The sequence below is a fragment of the Nocardia shimofusensis NBRC 100134 genome (assembly GCF_001613125.1).
Classification (GTDB): Bacteria; Actinomycetota; Actinomycetes; order Mycobacteriales; family Mycobacteriaceae; genus Nocardia; species Nocardia shimofusensis.
This window is the reverse complement of record NZ_BDBT01000052.1, coordinates 1-17,329: the sequence shown is the minus strand read 5'-3', so window position 1 is coordinate 17,329 and position 17,329 is coordinate 1. Positions and strand designations below refer to the sequence as shown.

General features: G+C 64.3%; 6 protein-coding genes. All 6 read left to right on the top strand.

The features are described 5' to 3' along the window. The first annotated feature begins 444 nt into the window (after window positions 1-444). Window positions 445-2,562 (top strand): AIPR family protein, encoded by a 2,118-nt coding sequence (locus NS3_RS27730; protein ID WP_067865906.1) that lies wholly within the window; start codon window positions 445-447, stop codon window positions 2,560-2,562. A gap of 150 nt (window positions 2,563-2,712) precedes the next feature. Further along, complete coding sequence (gene mads2 / locus NS3_RS27725; RefSeq protein WP_067865903.1) at window positions 2,713-4,788, top strand: methylation-associated defense system DNA methyltransferase MAD2; 2,076 nt, start codon at window positions 2,713-2,715, stop codon at window positions 4,786-4,788. After that, window positions 4,789-6,183 carry a methylation-associated defense system restriction endonuclease subunit S MAD5 gene (gene mads5, locus NS3_RS27720; protein ID WP_067865901.1) on the top strand — a complete coding sequence of 465 codons (1,395 nt, stop codon included), beginning with the start codon at window positions 4,789-4,791 and terminating at the stop codon, window positions 6,181-6,183. Window positions 6,184-6,185: 2 nt separating this feature from the next. After that, on the top strand, window positions 6,186-10,256 hold the full coding sequence (gene mads6 / locus NS3_RS27715; protein WP_067865893.1) for a methylation-associated defense system protein kinase MAD6: 4,071 nt from the start codon (window positions 6,186-6,188) through the stop codon (window positions 10,254-10,256). Further along, window positions 10,256-11,845, top strand: coding sequence for a methylation-associated defense system protein MAD7 (gene mads7 / locus NS3_RS27710; protein WP_084496027.1), 1,590 nt, complete (start codon window positions 10,256-10,258; stop codon window positions 11,843-11,845). Before mads6 ends, mads7 begins: the two co-directional genes overlap by 1 nt. After that, window positions 11,842-17,247, top strand: a complete 5,406-nt coding sequence (gene mads8 / locus NS3_RS27705; RefSeq protein WP_067865887.1) for a methylation-associated defense system ATP-binding protein MAD8 — start codon at window positions 11,842-11,844, stop codon at window positions 17,245-17,247. Before mads7 ends, mads8 begins: the two co-directional genes overlap by 4 nt. Window positions 17,248-17,329: the final 82 nt, after the last annotated feature.

Sequence of the window (17,329 nt, the reverse complement as noted above, 5' to 3'; positions counted from 1 at the left end):
CCATACGTAGGCGATCTCGAACAACAACCGGTTCGCTGATCGGTGTATCTCGGTAGCGTCGATCGGTCAATGTCAGCGTTTGCCAAGAGTGACCACGCCCGATAGGCAAGGACTCCTTGCTGTCCTTATGCCAGGTCCTGGCAGTCCAGCACTATGTCGCTGATGCCATGCCAGCCTGCCGGCACCGATCGAGGAATGATCCCGGCTCCTGCGCCCAGGACGTCTTACTGGAGCTGGTTCAGACCAATCGCCTGAACGGGTGGTTCCTTTCGAGATCACGGTGGACGTACCGGGGTGTCGACAACGCCCCCCACATCCAATGAGGTGGCTGACTCAAAGTGGATCAAGAAGTCGATGCGCTGCGCCCAATTTCCCGCCTTCCCATCGAGATTCCGCCTTGTTCGACTACAGTAATCCCCCGGGCGCCGACCGGAGGGGAGATGGATGAGCGTCGTTCAGGCGAGGTACGTGCGCCGGGCAATCGAGGAACGCTTCGGCAGACTCATCGATCTTTCCGACATCCCGCGTCCCAGCGAGCATGAGCAAGCTCTACTCAGCCGCGGCCTGGCCGCGCTTGCAGTTCAGATCGAGCACCCCTGCAGCGACCTCGTCGCAGCTCAGGCGGTGTTCGATGGCCAGGACGACCGGGGTCTGGACGCGATCGCCGTCGAGAATCGGCAGGCTCAACCCCGGATAACTCTGATCCAGGCGAAGTGGAGCGACAAGGCCAAGGCCGGGTTCGGCGAAGCCGAGGTCCACAAGATGATTCGGGGCTTGGACCTACTGATCGAGCTCGAGTTCGATCGGTTCAACCGTCGCTTCCAGCGACATGTCCGCGCAGTTGAACAGGCATTCGATGGGCGGGCGCCGAAGATTACACTCGCCCTCGCGCTGCTGCGGACCGAGCCTCTCAACGAGGAGATCCGAGAGCTCCTCGAATCGAGGATCGCGCAGTACAACAAGGTCGAGGACATGGTGGATTACAAGGTCCTCGACCTACGCGACTTTCACCGGGCGATCCTCGGCGACGCGGCCGCGCCGAAGATCGCGGCGACGCTGCGGTTGGAGGGCTTCGGTCAGGAAACCAGTCCTTATCGCGCCATGTACGGGACGATGACTGTGCCCGAGATCGCCGACCTGTACGACGAACACCGGCGGGGGCTGTTCGCCCGCAACATCCGTGACGCCCTCGACGTGTCGGACGTCAACCCCAAGATTCGCGCCACCCTACTCGAGCAGCCCGAGCACTTCTGGTACTTCAGCAACGGGATCACGATGCTGTGCGATTCGATCCGCCCGGCCGGGCGCGCTCCAGTTCCAGGCGGAGTCGGAGAGTTCCACGTCAACGGTGCCAGCGTAGTCAATGGTGCGCAAACTGTCAGCGCGATATACGAGGCGCACAAGACCATGCCCGACATCGCGCAACGGGGACGCGTGATGGTGCGCCTGATCTCGCTGGAGGACTGTCCGCCGGAGTTCGGCGACCGGGTGACAACCAACACGAACACGCAGAACCCGATCGAAGATCGAGACTTCAAGTCGCTCGACCCGGTGCAGGTGCAGCTCCGCGACGACTTTGCGCTGCAGCTCAGCCTCAGCTACGTGATCAAAAGGGGCGAACCTGTCCCGAGCCCCGAACACGGTTGTTCGATCGCCGAGGCCGCCGAAGCGCTCGCGGCCATCCACCCCAATGCCGAGTTCGCCGCATTGGCCAAGCGTGATCCCAATGTGCTGTGGAACGACAAAGTCTACGGCGAGATCTTCGGGTCCACCCCCAATGTCCACCGCGTCTGGCGTTGCGTTCTCCTGGTCCGCCGTGTAAGGGCGCGCCTCGACGAGCTGCGGGATGAGCTGGTTTCGCGCGCCGCGGCGATGGCTGGATACGGCGACCTGCTGGTCACGCACGTAGTCTTCCGGTTGCTCGATACGAAGAGCATCGAGAACCCCGACACGAACTGGGGCGCTCGGCTCGATCAGGTCCCAGGGCTGGTCAAGGACGCGCTGTCATGGTCGCTGTTCGCCATCGACGCCGAGTACGGGAAGTCGAGCCACATCATCGCTGCCGTGCGGAACACGGAACGCATCGAGCGGGTAGCACGCGCCGCGATCCGGGGCATGCGCGACGGCGACACTACCCCGGAGCTGCGTTCGGACTACCAAATGTCGGGCGAAGCGCGACCGGGGCGGCAGGTCGACGCCGTGCGCACACTGGTCGCCGCAGCACGAATCCCGGACGGCACCGTACTTGAGTTCCGGCCGGTCACCCGGCCGGAACGGCGCGACATGACCGACTGGTTGGCCGCTGAGCCAGCCCGAAGTTTCGCCGTGTGGCGAAACAGCGCCAGGGATCAGCTGCAATGGCGGGCCGACAGCCAGTGGTACTCGCCGAGCGGTCTGGTCCGCCGGATGCGGAACCTGGCGTCCGGGGTTGACCAGAATGTGCAGGGCACGCTGAACTGGTACGTCCCCGAGCAGGGCTCCTTGAAGGACCTCGCCGAGGCGGTCCGGGCGGAGCAAACCGTCGCAGACCTGTTCGAGCCGGAGCCAGCACCTGGACAGTGACGCATCCCACGATTGCGGCGACTCACATAGCGCCGTCAGGTTCCGGCGGTGGTTGTCGGACGCCCCCGCTATGTTAGGTGGTCGGCGTGTCCCCAGGTTCTGGACACGTTGACCTTGACACATTGACACGGCAGATCGGGGCAGACACGAATGGCTCAGGGCACCTTAGACTTCGGCGAGCCGAACGAGGTCGAGGATCGCAGCACCGCGCCGGAGTCGCTGGCCGACGACGAGGTCTTCGACTTCATCAAGAACGAGCCGGTGAAGATGCGCGCCAACGAGGAGGTGCGTCAGGAGATCGCACGCGCCCTATTCCACGAGTACGGGATCTCGGTCGACGACATGGAGCGGGATTACACGATCCACGTGCAAGCCCAGGGTGCCCGCAAGCTCCGCAAGAAGGCTGACATCGCCATCTTCAAGCCCGGGACTGAGCACACGCCGGAGAACCTCGAACGGGTCGTGGTGTGCAAGCCGAAGCCTAAGCCGAGCCGCACCGTCACCAAGATCCGCACCTTTCAGCAGGCCCAGCAGGATCTCGAGGAGTTGGAGCTCCTCCTCGGCACCGAGGCCACGCCGAACGCCGAATTCGGGATGTGGGCCAACGGCGTCGACTTCTTCTTCCTGCACAAGAAGACCAGCCGATTCGGCGCGAGATTCGAGCCGATCGCGAACTGGCCGGTATCGCCCGACTCGGTCGGCACCCGGTCGGTCGCGTCGACAGCGAAGCTTCGCCGCGGTGAACACGCGATGCTGCGCACGGCCTTCCGGCGGTGCCACAACTACATTCATGGCAACGAGGGAATGACGAAGGACGTCGCCTTCTGGCAGTTCCTCTACTTGCTGTTCGCGAAGATCCACGACGAGCGCACCGTCAAGCGGACGGGACAGTCGCTGAGGTTCTACGCGCTGCCCAGCGAACCCTTCGACCCCGACGGTCAGAAGCGGATCGCGGGCCGGATCCAGGACCTGTTCACCGAGGTCAAGAATACCTATCCGCACTTCGATGACCGTGATCAGATCGCCCTATCGCCGGCCGCGCAGGCGTTCATCGTGGGCGAACTCGCCTCCTACGATCTGCAGGGCACCGACATGGACGTCAAGGGTGTCGCCTACCAGGAGCTGGTCGCCAGTACTGCCCGCGGGGACCGCGGGCAGTACTTCACGCCTAGCGGCGCCGTGAAGCTCATGGTGGATATTCTCGACCCGAAGGAACACGACCTCGTTCTCGACCCGGCGTGCGGTACCGGCAGTTTCCTTCGCGAAACGCTGCGCCACCTGCTCGAACAATGGAAGGAGCAAGACGGCACGGTCGGCCTCCCGGACACCGAGGACCAGATCCAACGCCTCGCCGCGTTCGCCGACCGCAACCTGTTCGGCGCTGACTTCGACTCCGGCCTCGTCCGCGCCACCCTCATGAGCCTGATGACCCTCACCGGCGGGACAGGCAACGTCTACCACATGGACTCGCTGAAGTTCCCGCTCGGCGACCGGACCGGCAACGACATCGCCCGGTATCGAATCCCACTGGGCAGCATCGACGTACTGATGACCAATCCGCCTTTCGGCACCGACATTAAGGTCGAGGACCCGAAGACCATCGACCAATACCGCGAAGGCGTGGCCCGCCCCTGGACACGGAACCGGGAAACCGGCGAACTCGAACCCGGCCGAAGCGGCGTCACCGCCATGTCTCCGGAGCAGTTGTTCATTCAGCGCGCGGTGGACTGGGTCCGCCCCGGCGGCCGTATCGGCATCGTCCTGCCGAACGGAATCCTGTCCAACCCCGGCCCGACCGACGAAGCGATCCGCCGCTGGATCCTCGACAACTGCTGGGTTCTCGCCAGCATCGAGCTGCCGGTGGAGACGTTCATCGTGGAAGCCAACGTCAACATCCTGACCTCCCTGCTGTTCCTCAAGAAGAAGACTGACGCGGAACGTATGGCCGCCTCGATGGGCGGCGCGGTCGACGACTACCCGGTATTCATGGCCGTCGCAGAGAAGGTCGGCGTCGACCGCCGCGGCAACCCGGTGTACAAGCGCAGCCCCGACGGGGAGTTGATTCTGACGACTCACGAGGAGACCGAGCGGATCCCGATCAACGGCAAGCATGTGACTCGCCGACTCGTCCGCAAGGGTCCCGTGCTGGACAACGATTTGCCGGTGATCGCAGAGAAGTATCACGAATTCCGGCGGAAGCACACGGAACCGGGGAGCGTCAAGTAGATGAAACTCGTCGACCTCGACAATCCGGTCCGCGCCAGCTGGCTCGCGGATCAAGGGTTCCGGCTGGACCCCGGGCCGTTCATCTCCGAGACGTATTCGGCGCGGATGACGCTTTGTCGCGTTCCTCGTACTGAACAGCTGGGGGACCTGGCCGAGCGGATATTTCGCCCGGGGATCTTCAAGCGCCATTGGACATTCAGCGCGGAACACGGCGTTCCATTCCTCTCGAGCACGGACATCTTCGAGGCAGACCTGTCCACGCTGCCCATGATCACCAAGAAGTTGTTCGATTCGGACCCCAGCCTCCCACTCGAGCCGGGATGGACGCTAATTACGCGCTCGGGAATGACGGCGGGCCGCGTCACCTACGCCCGAAAGGAGATGAAGGGACACGCGTGCACCGAAGACGTGCTGCGCGTCATTCCGGGTGCGTGCATTCCGGCCGGATACCTCTACACGTTCCTCGGCAGCCAATACGGTACGGCCATGATCAAGGGCGGAATCTACGGGAGCAGCATCAAGCACATCGAGCCTCCACATCTCGTCGACATCCCCGTTCCCCGCCTCGGCAACGAGATCGAGTCCCGCATCGACTCTCTGATCCAAGGGGCGATGAAATTGCGTTCGCAGTATCAGACGGGCGTGGTGTCGGCGACGGATGACCTGTTCACCAGTGCGGGACTGGCTGATCTCTTGGAATACAACTGGCATGAAGACCGTGAAGTGGGGTTCCATGTCAGTGGTATTCGCAGCGAATCACTGCGGGCCCTTAATTTTTCCCCGAGAGCGCGGCGTCTGATGGCACGGATTCGCGACGTGCCACACCGTCCGCTCGGCAGCATCTGTGAGAATGGTTTGCTCTCCCGTGGTCCGCAGTTCAAGAGAATCGACGCCTCGCCAGATAGCGGGGTTCGACTGGTTGGTCAACGACAGGGATTCTGGATGCGCCCCGAAGGGCGCTGGATCGCCTTTTCTAATAGTGAGCAGCATGAAGATGATGAGACTGTATTGGTGGCCTCAGTCGGAACACTTGGAGAGAACGAGGTCTATTGCCGATCTATCTTCGCCACAGGGTCTGCACTGTCGAATGCCTATACCGGAGACTTTCTAAGAATTCGTTCAGGCGAGCCTGCCATATCGAACGCGTTTCTCTTTGCCTTCTTGAGGTCCGAGGTTGCGTTTCGCTTATTGAGGTCAACTAGCACCGGCGGAAAGCAGCAACGTCTTCATGACGCGTTCCTTTCCGATCTTCCGATCCCCCTGTGTGACAACGAATCCCGGGCTAGGATCACCGAGACCGTGCGGCAGGCGTACCGGTGCCGGGACGAGGCCGATGCGCTGGAGGACGAGGCGATGGTGGGGCTGGAGAAGGCGATTCGAGAGGCGGCCGGGTAGGAATGGCGGAGATCGTCGGCGGGGGGCCGCCGGTCAACGACGCCGAGCGTGCGGTCATCGCGAATCTGCGTGACCACGGGCCTGCTGAGTGGTGGGTTCTGCACAACGTCGAGATTCCCGTGCACGGTGGCCGGTACGAGGTCGACCTGATCGTGGTGACGGGGCATTCGGTGTGCCTGATCGATGTGAAGGGCACACGCGGGCGCATCGAGGTCAGTGGGCATCGGTGGTTCCCGGACGGGCGTCAACCTTTCGGTTCTCCGGTGGCGAAGCTGATCGGGCACGCTCGGGCCTACAAGGGTTACCTCGAGAAGCAGCGGCCGGTCCTGAACCGGGTGTACGTCGATGCACTGGTGGTGCTGACCGCTCCGAGTGCCATCCTTGTCGACCCGAACAGCGCGCCCGGCGCGGACGCGAACAGCGTGACGTCGCTGGACGGATTGATTCCGATGCTCGCGGACGTGTCGCGTGTTCGTGCCGGCATGGCGCGGGACCTCGCGAAGTACCGGTCGGACCTGCTCGACGCCTTGACGGGGTCGGTGCAGCGGCCGACCGGTCCGCGCCGGTTCGGGCACTGGATGGTGGTCGAGCGGCTGGGCGGCAGCGATGACGTGACCGAGTACCGCGCGGTGAACGCGGAGCTCGGTGGTTCGGAAACGGTGCTGCTGAGGGTGTATCGGGTGGATCCGTTCCAGCCGGAGGAGCAGCGGAGCGCCGAGCGGAATGCGCTTGCGAATGCCTACCGGGTGTTGGCGCGGATGCCGTCCAACGAGTGCATCGTCGGGAGTCGCGACTTCTTCCCGACCGAGGACGAGGATCAGTTCGTTCAGGTCCTCGACGACCCGCACGGGCGGGCGTTGCACGCGTGCCTGACCGATGCACGCAGCCCGATGTCGGCGGACGTTAAGATCCGTGTCATCGCCGATGTTCTGCGCGGGCTGGCGTGGGCGCACGGGCACAAGGTGATTCACCGCGCGCTGTCGCCGACCAGTGTGCTGGTGAAGCCCAATGGTCGGGCGATGCTCACCGGGTTCGACTACGCGCGCCCTGAGGGGCCGCGGGCGATGACGGTGCAGGGCAAGCTCGGTGACGTTCTCGACCCGGCCTATGTGGCTCCGGAGTGCCAGGGCAGGGTTCAGCAGCTGAGTCGTGCCTCCGACGTGTACGCGGCCGGGGTGATCGCCTTTCATCTGCTCACCGGTGAGCTTCCGTTCACCACGACGGTCGCGCAGTTCGAAAAGGGCAGTGTGTTGCCGACGAGCGTGCTCGCGCGGGCCGGGGTGCCCGAGGAGTTGGCGGCACTGCTGCAACGGCTGTGCGCGCTAGCACCGTCGGCCCGCCCGTCGGCGGCGGAGGCGTTGCAGCAGTTCGGTCGGATCGTCGGGGGACGGCGGTCCGGCAAGGAGCAGGGCGCGAAAGAGAAGACGGCACCCGAGAAGACCAACCTGCGCAATTTGCCCGAGGGTCATCAGCTCACACCGCAGTACACGATCCGCCGCAAGCTCGGAGCGGGCACGTTCGGCGTCGTGTACCAGGTGTACGACAATCTCGCCGGTGCGGATCGGGTCGTCAAGATCGTCGACCATGACCGGGACTCGCAGGTCGAGCGGCTGCGGCAGGAGTACAAGATCCTGCTCGGGTTGCCGCCGCACTCGAACGTGGTGAAGGTGGAAAGCGCCGGATACCTCGAGGGCGGCACCGTGCCCTATCTGGTTTTCGAGTATCTCGATGGGCGCGACCTGAAGGATCTGCTGAAGGATGACGCGCTCAACCCCGCCGATGCCCTCGCAGTGGGCCTCGACCTCGCGGCAGGCTTGACATTCTTGCACGGACGCGGCGTCTACCACTGCGATGTGAAACCCAACAACGTGTTCCGCACCGACCAGGGCTGCAAGATCCTAGACTTCAACGTGGCGGTGACCGCCGAGTCCAGCCTGACCAGGGCAGGCGGCAATCACCGGTACGCGCCACCCGATGTCACCGACGGCGGCCCGATGAACGCCGAACGGCTCATCGATCGTGACGTCTACGGTGCGGGCCTGATCCTGTACGAGGCGCTCACCGGGAACTGGCCGTTCGAGAACGCGGGCAGGCCCGTGCTGTCGGAACTTCCCCGGGACCCCCGCGAGGTGCCCGGCCTGAGCGACCTGTCCGACGAATTCGCCACCACTGTTCTCAAGGCCGTCGCGCCGTTGCGCGGTGACCGTTTCGCGAGCGCCGAGGAGTTTCGCAAGGCGCTCGAGGCGATCGGCGATTCGATCAGGAAACCACGCGAAACACCGCCACCGGAACCGGGTCCAGCGCCCCCCAGCGGCGGCCCGGTCGGCACGAATCCGTTCGTCGACCACCTGCAAACCCTGTACAGCCAGAGCACGAGCAGCAACGCCGGCACCCGCGGGCACGACCCGTACAAGCTGTATGTCGCGACACTGCTCGACAACGAGCTGCGCAAGGACGTGCTCGCCGGAAAGTTCCGCCTGGTTGTTATCACCGGCAATGCGGGCGACGGCAAGACCGCGTTCCTCGAGGCGCTCGTCGCGCAGGCGCTGCGCGAGGGTGCGACGGCGGGACCGCCGCGCGTCAACGGAGCGGATATCCGTCTGGTCAACGGGACGTGGCTGCGAACAAACTACGACGGCAGTCAGGACGAGGGCGAACGTGACAACGACGAGGTGCTGCTTGACTTCTTCACACCGTTCCGCGACGGAGCAGCGCTCGACGGCGACGTCCGGCTGATCGCCATCAACGAGGGCCGCCTCGTCGACTTCTGCGCGACGCAGGCCGACTCGTTCGGCTTACTCACGCAGGCCGTGCGGGCGGGCCTCGACGGCGGATCGCCGTCGGAGGGCATCGCGGTGGTGAACCTGAACCGCCGCAGCCTGGTCGCGCACCGGGAGCTCGACGGGTCGATCTTCGAGCGGATTCTCGATCAGATGACCGCAGAGAAGAACTGGGAGGCATGCGGTTCCTGTGAGCTGGCCCGACGCTGCTTCGCGCGGCACAACGCGGTCACGTTGGGCCATCCCAATGCGGGTCCGAAGGTGGTGGCGCGGCTCAGAGAGCTGTACACCCTGACACACCTGCGGGGAAAGCTGCACATGACGGTGCGGGACCTGCGGTCCGCCCTGGCCTACACCCTCACCTCCGGTCGAGGATGCGAGCAGATCCACGACCTCTACCGAGACGGCGACACGCGCGCCATCCTGGACGGCTTCTACTTCAACAGTTGGGCGGGCCTACCCGACGCTCCGGACCGGTTGCTGACCCTGCTGCGGGAGATTGACGTGGCCAAGGTCCCGGAACCCGCACTCGACCGCAAGCTCGACTACGTCGGCCCGGATGCAGGGCAGGCGCTCATGCGCGTCGACGGCCGCGACAACTACGACCTGGATCTGCTCGAAGCTCTTTTCTCCCAGCTTCCCCGGACCCCGAAACCCACAACCGCGCAAACCGAGCTGCATTCGCGTTACTTGGCGGCCGCGCGCAGACGGTTCTTCTTCGAATGCGTCGACGATCAGCGTGCCCGACGGCTGCTGCCGTACCGGTCCGCGACAACTTTCCTGGAGCTGCTGGAATCACCCGAGAAGGCGGGGGCCTACGTGGCGGAGATCATCGGGGCCATCAACCGTGGTGAGGGCTTGCCCGAACCGGGCCGGTTCGGTGGCAATCTCGCGCTGCAAATCCGCGAAGTGGTCGGCGGAACGATCCGGTCCTACCGGCTGTTCCCCAAGGATAACCTCTCACTGTCGGCGACCGGTTCTGACTCCGCGCCATACCTCGAGACCCAACGCGACGGCCTGCTGCTCCGGCATCGCGCCGACAGCGGACACGAAGCACGGTTGCGCATCGGACTGGACCTGTTCGAGTTCCTGCACCGGCTTCGCCACGGCCATCTACCCGGTATCGCCGACGAGCAGGGGCTGCTGCTCGGACTCACAATCTTCAAAAATCAACTCGCGGCCGCCCCGTACCAGGAGATTCTCCTCACCTCCGGCGGCGACGATCTACACCACGTCCAGCGACACCCGGACGGGCGGCTGGTGATGCGGAACATAGTCATGGGAGTGAACTGATGGTGCTGGCCAAGTCCGACCGGGAATTCCGACACCCTGGCGTGACGACGATCGACTACAAGACCCTCGACATGGACCGGGTGCTCACCGCGTTCCTGGCGCGGCTGTGGCACTACGGCAAGTCCAGCGTCATCCTCAGGACCAGCGACCTGTCCATCGACGCCTACGCCGACACGATCACCGAGCACCCGGAACTGTTTTCCGAGTTCGATCCCGGCGCGTCGCGGCGGTGGCTCGAAACGCATCTGCTGGACCTGGTCAACCGCGGTAAGGTCGCCCAGGCGGTCGCCGGGCTGCGGCCGTTGCACGGGTTCACGTATCGGCTCCGCAACGCCCGCCGTTCCCGGTCATACGGCGCAGATGAGCAGTTGTATGCCATGCTGCGAGCCGACCAGGGACCCGGTACCGGTGTGCTGCAGTACCTGCGGGAGTTCTTCTTCACCGGACTGGATGCGGTGACCGGCAAAGCCAAGTCAGACGGCCAGGTCGATGTCGACACCCAGGCCCTGATCAACCTTACGACGGCCGTGAAGGACAGCATCACCGATAGGGCGTCATCGGACATGCCGGTGTTTCATCCACCCCTCTACGCCGAGGCGTCGACCTTGCTGGCCGAGGACACGCTTCGGCTGCTATATCACAAGGAGTTGATCCCGCGGTCGGTCCTGGTCGAATACTTGAAGATCCTGTTCGCCTTCCATCTCGCGATGTATCACCTGCGGTGTGCCAAGGTTCTTCCCGCACTTGTCGCGGGCGAGCCGGCGCCCCGGACGGCAGGCTTCTTCCTCGACGTCGCCGCAGCGTCCGGCACACCGGCGGCGGCGTTGGCCGAGCGCAGCGCCGCAGGTTGGTACGGTCGATTCCCGGATTTCATCCGCGCTACCTTCGTCGTCCGCAAGCTCGACGACTTCGCGCACTCACTGGTCAAGCGCAAGAAGATCAGCCGGCCCACTGATGGGGTCTTCCGTGTTCCCGAGCTGCTCGCGTTCCTCGGCAAGCACTTCGCCCACGAGCGGGAGCAGTTCGCCGGCGCCCGGATCAGCCGTATCCTGGACAGCATTCCCCCCGGCGAGGATGATCCCACCGAGCAGATCCGGGAGTTCGGGCTCGACGACTTCACCACCTACGTCGAGATGATCACCACCTACCGGGTGCGGTTTCATCTCGGCTATCTGCGGGAGTGCGTGGATTCGCTGTTGCTGAAGAATCGGCCGGGCGCGATGATTACCCAACCCAAACAGGGGCAGCGGCGCTTCATCCTCGACAGCCGACTGCTCGAGGTGCTGTTACAGATTGCGTTGCTCGGATCGGACGGCCACGGTGGCTTCAGTACTGTTTCGCTGCGCGTGGACGAATTCCTCGACGTCCTGCGCGAGCGCTACGGCCTGTACATCGACCGACTCCCGGACGGCGACGGCTTCGGCGAAGCCACCATCGCCGACCAGACGGCGCTGCGATCGAACACCCGTGCCTTTATCGACCGGCTGCGGGAAATCGGGTTCTACTCCGACTTGTCTGACGCCTACGTGACCCAAACCATCACTCCACGCTATGTCGTCGGAGCCACATCCGAACCAGGACAGCAATGAGCGAAGGACTGCGCGAACTGACCGACCGGGACCTCGATGAGGCCCTCGAGCAGCTGCTGGTCCCGAAACTGACCTCTGTCCTTCTGTCCCGGGAGAAGGGGCACTGCGCCCGGGTGACCGAACTGTCCGCCGCCCTCGCGACCGGTGTGTGCGCGCAGCTGCGGGCCGCTGCTGGCGCCCGTGCGCAGGTGTATGTCCTCGGCCGCCCGCCGGCCGTACCCGAACCCGTCGCCGTCACCAGCACCAAGCTGATCGAGCTGCGCAACCCTGACAAGGATGGTCAGCGCCCGCCGCTGCTCGTCCTCATCCCGCCCGGCACTCGTGCCAGCGCCGAGGACTCCTTCGACATCGCGACCTTCGAGGAAATCGAACTCGGCGACGTGTACGACGACCTCGCCGGTCACCTGTGCGGCGAGCTTCCCGCGGAGCTGCACACCGGCGTGAAGGAACTCTTCTCGGTGCTGGACGAAAACGCGTGGCACTACGTGGATTCGTACGCTCGCGCGCGCTATCTGCTGACGGTGAAGCTGCACGAATACGATCCGTCGGCGGCCGGCGCGGCCCTATTCGAACTGGGGCTGATTCCAGACTTCGATCTGTTCGACGATGCCGCCGAGATACGGACCCGCCTGACCCGGAACGTCCAGCAGATGAGCACGCTCACCACCGCGGACCGACCCGCCCGCCAGCGAGTCATCGAGCTCGGCTTGACCGAGCCGTCCTTCCGGGCGCGCCTGGCCGACTTTCTGGTACGTCACGGCGCGGACGATCCGCGAGCCTGGACTCGCCGGATCGTGGTCGACCGCGCCAACTGGCCACTCGCCTTCCCACGGTGGCCCCTCCGCGAGGACAGCCCTACCGACGACCGGGTGACGATCCAGGTGAAGGAACTCGGCCTCCCTGTCGCCGGCAGCGACCCGGAGCACGCGCAGCATCCGACGCTGTCGGCGATCACCGGACAACCGTACCTGCTGGGCGGATCGAAAGGAGTCAACCAGCTCACCGCCGAGTTCGAGGTCGACCCGGATCCGCGCGGCATCGTCGCGCTGGAGAAGTTCACCGTCCAACTGATTGCCGAACAAGGCGGATTCACCGGCCTGTCGGTCTCGACAAAGGTGAATAAGGCCGCCAAGACGGCCAAACGCAGCTACAAGGCCACCTTGAAGAAGCTGAGGGCAGCGGAACTCGATGACGGATGGTATTTCCTGCGTGTGCTCCCTCTGGATGAGGACGGTGTCCCGTTGCCGGTGGTGCGGGAACGCAACGGCTACCGCGCCCGCAATGAGAGCGAGCGGTTCTACGTCGTCACCGACGACACGCTCGAGGATCCCACCCCTTCGACGCGGATCAGCAAGGAGGCCGGGGTTTCTCAGGCCATCGCGAATCTGGCGTTCCAGGCGGTGACCGCCGGCATGTCGCCGTCGGTCGTGGCGCTGCGGGAGGTCGGGTGGCGGGAGGGGAAAACCACGCTGCACGCCTCCTTCGGCAGCGCCGCCCAGGTGGAGATCCCGCTGTCGCCCACGTTGGTCGAGCTCGAGCGCAGCACTCTCGCCGCGCCGGGCAGTCCCGGGCGGTGGAGGCTTGCCATCCGGAACGGGGTGCCCGCTACTTCGACCGCAGTCGAACAGGGTTGGCCGGAGACGGGTGGCGAGGCCTTGGCGAACTTCCTCCGCACTCGCGCCCAGCTGTTCCACGCCATCCGCGGCGATGATGATCTCGTCGTAGAGGGGCGGGATCTCCGGCAGCTTCACGAGTTGGTGATCGAGTACGCCGAATCGTACGGCGAGCTGCTGACCCGGCAGCTCTATCAGGCGGAACGGGCAGACGACGGTCAACTCCGGGATCGGCTGCACGAGTTGGCCGGTCTGTTGCAGATCGACACCGTGACCGTCGACCATATCGATGCGCACGGGCTCCGGACAGAAATCGTCCTGAACTCGCCCACCCATCCGTTGCGGCTGCTCTGGTTGGCAACATGGGCAGCACTCGGACATGAGTGGATGGAGGCCGCCGCCGACGTCGATGCCACGGTGCGAGCGGCGACGGCTGCCTCCCACCGGCTGCTGAGCCCACTCGGATTTCCGCTCGCGGTCCCCCGAACAGACGGCCGCATGGCAGTCGCGGCAAGCAACCTCACTCCCTACTGGGGAGTTTGCCTTCCGACCGATGCCGCCGATCCCCAAGGAATCCTCAGCACAACGTCGGCGGCACTCACGGTCACTCTCCGCGGCGGCGACGGTGACACCGTCAACGGTCGACGCCTCGCCGACCGGATCGAACGGTATCTGCGGCTGCATCCGTATGTCAGCACGCTCGTCATCAACGCGGTGAATCCCGGGGGCGCGGATGCGCTCGCGGATATGCTGCTCGTCCTCGAGTCCCGCAAGGGGCTCAAGGACATCGACTACGAGCTGAGACTCTTCAGCTCCGATCCGGAGTCCCCCACTGAAGGATCGGCCCTGGCGCAGTTGCTGCGCGGTGAATGGCGGGACACTCTCGATGCCGAGACCTTCCACGCCCCGCGTGCCGTCGGCACCGGGTCGAAGCTGACCGTCGCGATCCGCCCTCTCGGCGAGTTCCGGTCGGCGACGAGCGAGAACAACGCGCACATAACTTTCCTGTTCGATGCGTTCAGCAACGAGGACTTCGGAGCGGTACCCGCCAGCCGCCGCGGCACCGTCCCGATGCACGGTCTGGTGCAGGATGTCACGGTCACCTACACCGACGACGGCGACACCGTGCTCTGGCAGAAGCAGCCACGCCATGGCGCGGCCCACTCGCTGGCCCGGTCGGACGAACTCACCGACCTGTTGGCATCGCTGCCGGAGGTGATCTCCAATGCGGCCTGCGCCGTCGCCACCCGGCAGGTGGGCACTCGAATGGTGCCGAACATCGGCCTCACCTTGGACGCAGCCGACAACACGCTGCTACATGAGGCCCATCAGTCCAGCGACTGGGTCATCACGATCGACCGCACCCTCGGGGTCGAATACTTCGACAGCCCGCACAGCAGTCGCCGATCCGACTACGTCATCGACGTCGAGGAGAGTGGCCGGGAAGGACTCGGGCACCACGTGGTGACCACCTCGAGATCCGTCGATGAACTCTGCTCACTGCTGGCACCGGTGATCGAACAGCACCACCTTCAGGTCGACCCACGGCACGCACGGACGTTCTTCGATCAACTCCGTTTGCTTTCGGGTCGGTTGGCTTTCAAGATCGCGTCGGCCGCCGCCACCCAGCGAACCGAAGTGCTGGGGCTCGCACTGGCACGGTTGTTTCTCGATTACCAGGACGTGCTCGCCAACCAGATCCTTGTTCCGCTCGATTCCCACCTCGAGCTCTACCGCGACGCTCGCCGCAGCGATCAGGTCGGGGAATCCGTCAGTTTGCAGCGCACCGACCTGGCGCTGTTCAGCCTCGACGCGCGGGAGCGGAAGATCACCTGCCGCCTGGTCGAAGTGAAGTGCTACAGCAGCGTGTCGCACTCGTTGTACGAAGAGCTGAAGAGCACGATTGCCGATCAACTCGAGCGGAGCACGAGCGTTCTCGCCGAGCACTTCGATCCGTATCTGACTCAACCGGATCGCCCCGACCGTGTGGTACGCAACGCAGAGTTCGCCGCGCTGCTGCGGTCCTATCTGGACCGAGCTGTTCGCTACGACGTCATGGGCGCCAAGTCGGCAGCCGAAGCAGGCTGGCTGCTCGACCGGCTCGACCGCGAACCGCCATGTCGCCTGGAGCTCACTCGAACCGGCCTGATCTTCGATCTGTCCAGCACAGGAATATCGAGCGAGGTCGACGACGGCATCGAGTACCACCGCATCGGCCGCGACATGGCACAGCAGCTCATCGACGCGATTCCCACCGGCCCAGCGAAGTCCGCGCATGGTGAAACCACGCCATCGCTGTTGTCGCTGCGAGCGCTGGAGCTGACCGTGCCGCGTCTTGTCACCGCCGAATTCCGGGCACCGGCTCGCCGACATGACGTGCCCGCCGACGACGTTATTGAGGAGAGGGTGGACGAAGACGAACAGGTCGAAGACGACCTGCGAACCGCGCCGCAGGACGACGTCAAGCCCACCGATGACAGCGCCAACGAGTCGGAAGCAGAGGTCGCGGACAGGACGACACAGGCTGCGGAGTCACAACCGAGATTGCCAATACCTGATGCGGAGGCCGCGGCGCCACCTCGCATAGACGGCCCAGACATTTTCCTGGGATCGGTAAAGCCATCGCCCCAATACGCCGTCATCGGCGAAACCGCCGGAACCGAGAAGACGGTTGCACTCGACCTGAACGAAACGCACACCATCAGCCTCTTCGGCGTCCAAGGCGGAGGTAAGAGCTACACCCTTGGCACTATCATCGAGGCCGCGTCGCTCGCGCACCCCCCGGTGAACCAGTTGCCGCATCCGCTCGCGACCATCGTCTTCCACTACAGCCCGACACTGGACTACGCCCCCGAGTTCACCAGTATGGTCCACCCCAACAGCGATGCTGATCAGACCACGAAGCTGCGGGAACGATACGGCGTGGAACCGACCGGCCTCGACGACGTGATCATGTTGGTCCCCCAGGACCAACTCGCCGAACGCCGTGCCGAGTACCCCGGAATCCAGGTCCTTCCGCTGAAATTCGGCTCCAGCGAACTGCGTGCCGAGCACTGGCGGTTCTTGATGGGCGCGATCGGCAATCAGTCTACCTACATTCGTCAGCTCCAACGGATAATGAAGGCCAACCGAAACGACCTCCGGTTGGACACCATCCAGACGGGAATCGACAGCTCGCCGCTGACCGATAATCTGAAACAACTGGCTCACCAACGGCTCGACCTCGCGGCCGAATACATCGACGACCACGTCCGCGTGAAATCCCTTGTGAGACCAGGTCGGATGATCATCGTCGATCTGCGCGACGAGTTCATCGAGAAGGACGAAGCGCTCGGCTTGTTCGTGGTGCTCATGCATCTTTTCGCCGAAGCCTGCGAGGAGGGAGAGCGGTTCAACAAGCTCGTAGTCTTCGACGAAGCACACAAGTACATCGAGAGCCCCGACCTTGTCGCCGGCCTGGTGGAAAGTGTGCGTGAGATGCGACACAAAGGCATGAGTGTGCTGGTCGCGAGTCAGGATCCGCCGTCGGTGCCGATCTCACTGATTGAGCTGTCCGACCACATCTTCCTGCACAAGTTCACGTCACCAGCTTGGCTGAAGCACATCCAGAAAGCCAACGCCGCTCTTGCCGACCTTTCGCCGTCGAAGATGGCGAACCTCACGCAAGGCGAGGCGTGGGTGTGGGCAGGCAAGGCCACCGACCAGGAATTCACCAGGAAAGCGGTGAAAGTCCGTCTCCGCCCGCGCGTAACCCAGCACGGTGGCGGGACGAAGACGGCCGTTGAATAGGCCCGACGCATGCAGACTCTTCCCTGCGCAAGCCATCCTAGGCAGTGTTTCAATAGTGAGTGTGGGTGGGCTGATGTCCGCC